We start from the raw sequence: 5,610 nt of genomic DNA, 5'->3' as shown, positions 1-5,610 counted from the left end.
AACTGGAAGCCCTGGGTGCGGTGGTGCGTTACCACGCGGTCGATGTCGCCGATGCCGCGGCCTTGACGCAACTGGTGCACAGCATCCCGGAAGAGTTCGAAAGCCTCGACGGCATCATCCATAGCGCCGGTGTGGTGCGCGACAGCTTTATCGTCAAGAAGACGCGCCAGCAGTTGCACGAGGTGTTCAGCGCCAAAGTCGCCGGCACGCTGAATCTGGACCAGGCCAGTCGCGAGATGGCGTTGGACTGCTTTATCTGCTTCTCCTCGATTGCCGGAGCGATCGGCAATATCGGCCAGGCCGACTATGCGGCGGCGAACGCCTTCATGGATGCGTTTGCGCAGCATCGCGCCGAGCAGGTGGCACAAGGTCAGCGTCACGGGCGCACGCTGTCGGTGAACTGGCCGTTGTGGGACGAAGGCGGCATGCGGGTGGATGCCGCCACGCGCAGCATGTTGGTGCAGCAACTAGGCATGCATGCCTTAAGCACCGACAGCGGTGTGCTGGCCTTGCGCCAGGCGCTGGCGAGTGGGGCGAATCAGTTGCTGGTGGTGGCGGGCGACGCAGCACGGATTCGCCACGTAATATTGGGCAAGCCGCAAGAGAAGACCGTTGCATTGCCGACGGCGATCAGCCGCGACGAGCTTGCCAAGGTCAGGCCAGACGATCAGGCCTTGTCCGGGCATCATTCGCCCGAGCAGGATTTACCGGCGAAGGTGAAGCGGACGCTGGTCGGCCTGGTGTCGTCGCTGATCAAGGTCAAGCCAGAGGACATCGACGGCGAAACCGCGTTGAGCGAATACGGTTTCGATTCGATTTCGCTGACCGAATTCGGCAACGCGCTGAACCAGCAATACCGGCTCGAACTGAAGCCGACCATCTTCTTCGAATATTCGACACTCGATGGTCTTGCCGATTATCTCGCGCGCGAACATCACGCCGCCCTGGCACCACGTTTTGCGGTGGCCGACCGCGCCGTGGCCGCGCCGCTGGTCGCCGCTGTCACGGCGCCAGCGCCGGCCTTCGAACGTATCCGCTCGCGCCGTCGCAGCCGCTTCGGCGCCGCCATCACGGCGCCGCTTGCCAGCCGCAGCCCGCCGAGTGGCGAACCGGTCGCCATCATCGGCATCAGCGGTCAGTTTCCACAGGCACGCGACCTCGAAACCTTCTGGCGCAACCTGCTCGACGGTAAGGATTGCATCACCGAGGTACCGGCCGAGCGGCAAGATTGGCGCGCCTGGCATGGCGACCGCGCGCATGCCGAGGACAGGGCCAAGACCACCTGGGGCGGTTTTATCGACGGCGTCGATGAATTCGACCCGATGTTCTTCGGCATCTCGCCGAAAGAAGCCGAACTGATGGATCCGCAGCAGCGCTTGATGATGCTGCATGTGTGGAAGGCGTTGGAAGATGCCGGCTATGCCGGCCCGGCGCTGTCGGGCAGCGATACGGCCATCTATGTCGGCACCATGGCCAGTGGCTATAGCGCCTTGATCAGCCGTGCGCGGATGGCCATCGAAGGCTATTCCTCGACCGGGGCGGTCGCCTCGGTGGGGCCGAACCGGATGAGTTACTTCCTCAATTTCCACGGCCCCAGCGAGCCGGTGGAAACCGCCTGTTCCAGCTCGCTGGTGGCGCTGCGGCGGGCGGTACTCGCGATCGAACGGGGCGATTGCGGCATGGCGATTGCCGGTGGCGTGAACACCATCGTCAACCCCGAGCTGCATATCAGCTTCAGCAAGGCCGGCATGCTGAGCGAGGACGGCCGTTGCAAGACCTTCTCCAGCGAGGCCAATGGTTATGTGCGCGGCGAGGGCGCCGCCATGCTGGTGCTGAAGAAATTGTCCGATGCCGAACGCGACGGCGACCATATCTATGGCCTGGTCCGCGGCACCGCGGAAAACCATGGTGGCCGCGCCAATTCGCTGACCGCGCCCAATCCGAAAGCGCAGGCGGCGGTGATCCGGCAGGCTCACCAGCACGCCGGCATCGATCCGCGCAGCGTGACCTATATCGAGGCGCACGGCACCGGCACGCCGCTGGGCGATCCGGTCGAAATCAATGGACTGAAGGCAGCATTCAAAGAGCTATACGCCGCCAGCGGCGATAGCGCGGTGGCCGAGCAGCACTGCGGCCTGGGCTCGGTCAAGACCAATATCGGCCATCTGGAACTGGCCGCCGGTGTGGCGGGGGTGATCAAGGTCTTACTGCAGATGAAGCACAAGACCCTGGTGAAAAGCCTGCATAGCGACAGCCTTAATTCGTATATCGACTTGAACGACAGTCCGTTCTATGTGGTGCAGCAGGCACGCGAATGGACGGCCGTACGCGACGCCAACGGCCAGCCGCTGCCGCGTCGTGCCGGGGTGAGTTCGTTTGGCTTCGGTGGCGTGACTGCGCATGTGGTGCTGGAGGAATACATCCCGGCGGCAGTGTCGGACCCGCTCGCCGATGGCCCGGGCCTGATCGTATTGTCGGCGCGCAATGAAGAACGATTGCACGAGCAGGTGCAACAGCTGCTGGCCTTTATCGGTACACCGCAAGCGGCGTCGGAGATCAGCTTGGCCGATCTGGCTTATACCTTGCAGGTCGGGCGCGAGGCGATGGAAGAACGCTTGGGCCTGGTGGCCAGTTCGCTGGCCGAACTGCGCGACAAGCTGACGCGCTTCCTCGCTGACAACGGCGACACCGACGAGCTGTATCGCGGGCAAGTCCGGCGCCACAAGGATGCCATGGCCGCATTCAGCGCCGATGAAGATATGGCGCACACCGTTCGAAGCTGGGTCGACAAAGGCAAGTTCGGCAAGCTGCTGGAACTGTGGGTGAAGGGGTACGGGCTTGACTGGAACAGCCTCTACGGCGAGCGCAAGCCGCGCCGCATCAGCTTGCCGACGTACTCTTTCGCCAGGGAACGCTATTGGGTGCCGGCGGCGCAGGCCGAGCTGCCAGCCGCGTCGGCACGGGGCGCCATGCTGCATCCGTTGATGCAGCGCAATTCATCGAACTTGTCAGGGCCGCGTTTCAGCAGCCGCTTTGACGGCAGCGAATTTTTCCTGGCCGATCACGTGGTGCTGGATAGCCCGGTATTGCCTGGCGTGGCGCAGTTGGAAATGGCGCGTTTCGCGGCCAGCGAAGCGATGGACGGTGCCGGCAAGCTGCATCTGAAGGACATCGTGTGGGCGCGTCCTGCCGTCGTCGGCAACCAGGGGCTGGAACTGCATCTTTCGTTGTATCCGGAAAACAACGGCGAGCTCAGCTACGAGATTTATGCGGACCTTGCCGATGGCGAGGTGGTCTTTGGCCGTGGCGTGGTGACCGATGCGATCGAGCATGCCGCTGTCGTGGCGCACGATCTGCCGGCCCTGCGTCAACAGTGCATCCAGGCACACCTGAGCGCCGCGCAATGCTATGCCGTGTTCGACCAATTGGGTTTGCGCTACGGCGTCGGCTTTCAGGGTTTAAGCGAGTTATTCGTCGGCACGCAACAGGTGTTGGCGCGGATAACGCTGCCGCCTTCGCTGCAGGCGTCGATGGATAGTTACCTGCTGCATCCCAGCCTGCTCGACGCCGCCTTGCAGGCATCGATCGGCTTGCAGATGAGCAGCGGCGCCGACGATTTGACCCTGATGCTGCCGTTCGCCCTGGGTGCCTTGGATGTGCTTGCCCCTTGTACCTCCAGCATGTGGGCGGTGGTTCGCCCCAGCGCCGGCCGCGCAAGCGGCGATGCCGTGCACACCGTCGACATCGACTTGTGCGACGACAGCGGCATGCCCTGCCTGCGCTTCAAGCAGCTAGGCCTGCGGATGCTGACTACCCCGCCCATCGGTGGCCGCAGCCGCGATACGAAGGCCAACGACACGGAAAGCCATGCGCAGGGTGATCAAGTGAGTGATTCAGTGACACAGCCCTTGCCGATGGAGCTGGAGCAAGCGGCCGCCGTGGCCAGCGCGAGCGATGCCGCAGACGATATCCTGGAACGGGCGGCTCGCTATTTCGTGCGCTTTTTGTCGGCGACATTGAAGCTGCCGACCCATCGAATCGATCCGCGGGCGCCGATGGAAACCTATGGCATCGATTCGCTGCTGGTGCTGGATTTGACGCGGGCGCTGGAAAAGCAATTTGGCCCGCTACCCAAAACACTGTTCTTCGAATATCAAACCATTGCCGCCTTGAGCGGGTATTTTGTGCAGCATCATCAAGCCGCGATGGCCGCGCTGCTGGGTGAAAACCGCGCCGTTGCAGCGCTGGTCTCGACGCCGTCGGCGAGCAAGCTCGATAAGCCGGTCGCTGGGCCGACAGGCCGCCGCTCGCGCTATGAGACCCGCAACCGGGTCAGCAGGGAGGCCCGCGCTGAGGTCGGCGAGATCGCCATCATCGGCGTCGCCGGACGCTATCCGCAGGCCGGCAATCTGCAACAGTTCTGGGCCAATCTGAGCCAGGGCAAAGACAGCATTACCGAGATACCCGCCGAGCGTTGGGATCACGCCTTGTATTTCGACGAAGACCGCAGCAAGCCCGGCAAGACCTATGGTCGCTGGGGCGGCTTTATCGACGGCGTCGATTTGTTCGATCCGCTGTTCTTTAATATCTCGCCGCGCGAAGCGGAGTTGATGGACCCGCAGGAGCGGCTGTTTCTGGAGTGCGTGCATGCCACGCTGGAAGATGCCGGTTACACCCGTGACAACGTCGCCGAAGACAGTAGCGTCGGCGTCTTCGTCGGGGTGATGTACGAGGAGTATCAGCTGTACGGTGCGCAGGAGCAGGCCCGCGGAAGGCCGATAGCCGTGCCTGGCCATCCCGCGTCGATTGCCAATCGCATTTCGTACTTCTGCAATTTCAACGGCCCCAGCATGGCGTTGGACACCATGTGCTCGTCGTCGCTGACGGCGATTCACCTGGCCTGCCAAAGCCTGCAACGCGGCGGTTGCGCGGTGGCGATTGCCGGTGGCGTCAATGTGTCGGTGCACCCGAACAAATACCTGATGCTGGCGCAGGGCAAGTTTATTTCCGGCAAGGGCCGTTGCGAGAGTTTTGGCGAAGGCGGCGAAGGCTATGTGCCGGGTGAGGGCGTCGGCGCGGTACTGCTCAAGCCATTGGCGCAGGCCCAGGCCGATGGCGATCACATTTATGGCGTGATCAAGGCCACCGCGATCAACCACGGTGGCAAGACCAATGGCTATACCGTGCCCAATCCCAACGCGCAGGCCAAGGTGATTGAGCGCGCGCTGCGCGAAGGCGGCATCGATGCGCGTGCGGTGAGTTATATCGAAGCGCACGGCACCGGTACCAGCCTGGGCGATCCGATCGAGATCGCGGGGCTGTCGAAAGCATTTCGCCACTGGACCCAGGACACCCAGTTCTGCGCGATCGGTTCGGCGAAGTCGAATATCGGTCACTGCGAAAGCGCGGCCGGTATTGCCGGCGTGACCAAGGTCTTGCTCCAGCTAAAGCATCAGCAGCTGGTGCCCAGCCTGCATTCGAGCGTGTTGAATCCGAACATCGATTTCGATGGCACGCCATTCGTGGTGCAGCAGCAACTCGCTCCGTGGCCGCGGCCGATGCTGGATGTGGGTGGGGTGCAGCGGGAAGGCGCGCGCATTGCCGGTATCT

Annotated in this window: 1 protein-coding gene; it reads left to right on the top strand. The window is 63.0% G+C overall.

The window, feature by feature from the left end; all coding sequences use genetic code 11:
• On the top strand, positions 1–5,610 hold a 5,610-nt coding region (locus OUZ52_RS22000; RefSeq protein ID WP_266160742.1), incomplete at both ends, for an SDR family NAD(P)-dependent oxidoreductase.

The sequence above is a fragment of the Dyella silvatica genome (assembly GCF_026283955.1).
GTDB classification, from domain to species: domain Bacteria; phylum Pseudomonadota; class Gammaproteobacteria; order Xanthomonadales; family Rhodanobacteraceae; genus Dyella_C; species Dyella_C silvatica.
Note: the sequence above shows the minus strand (reverse complement) of the source record. Positions and strands in the feature narration are given on the sequence as shown.